Below are 526 nucleotides of genomic sequence, written 5' to 3' on the forward strand. Positions count from 1 at the left end.
GGTCGCGGTGGAACTGTGACCGGAGGGGCAGCTCGGCATGGGTCCCTCCTACCTGGGTCCCGGGGCGTCGCGGGGAGGGGTCCGGGTGTGGCGGGAGGGTCTGTCAGGGTGGTCAGACCTGTCCGGCACGGGGTCCCCCTCGTCGGCCGGGCACCGGTATGACCACCACGGTGATGTTGTCTTTGCCGCCGGCCCTGATCGCGAGGTCGACGTACCTGCGGGCGGCCTCCCGGGGCGCGGTTCCGGCACCGGGGACGGCGGCGGTGAGGTCGGCGGCCTCCGGATAGTAGTTCCACAGACCGTCGGTACAGAGCACGACGGCTCCGGGTCCGGTGGGGGTGACGGTGCAGACGTGCGCGTCGACCTCCCCGGAGTCGGCGCCCATCCACGCGACGAGAGCGTGCGCGTTCGCCGAGCGCATGGCCTCCTCGCGGGACAGCATGCCCATCTGCACCATGGCCTCGCTCCAGGAGTCGTCCTTGGTGAGGAGGGCGGACGCGCTGGCGGCGGGGCCGCCGGACAGCCA

At 72.8% G+C, this 526-nt stretch carries 1 protein-coding gene; it reads right to left on the reverse strand.

The window, feature by feature from the left end:
* Positions 1–112: 112 nt before the first annotated feature.
* Positions 113–526, reverse strand: a 414-nt coding sequence (locus D471_RS0123060; RefSeq protein ID WP_017600808.1) for a PP2C family protein-serine/threonine phosphatase, incomplete at its 5' end; no start/stop codon positions are given.

Origin of the sequence: Nocardiopsis lucentensis DSM 44048 (assembly GCF_000341125.1) — a bacterium.
In the GTDB taxonomy this organism is placed as follows: Bacteria; Actinomycetota; Actinomycetes; order Streptosporangiales; family Streptosporangiaceae; genus Nocardiopsis; species Nocardiopsis lucentensis.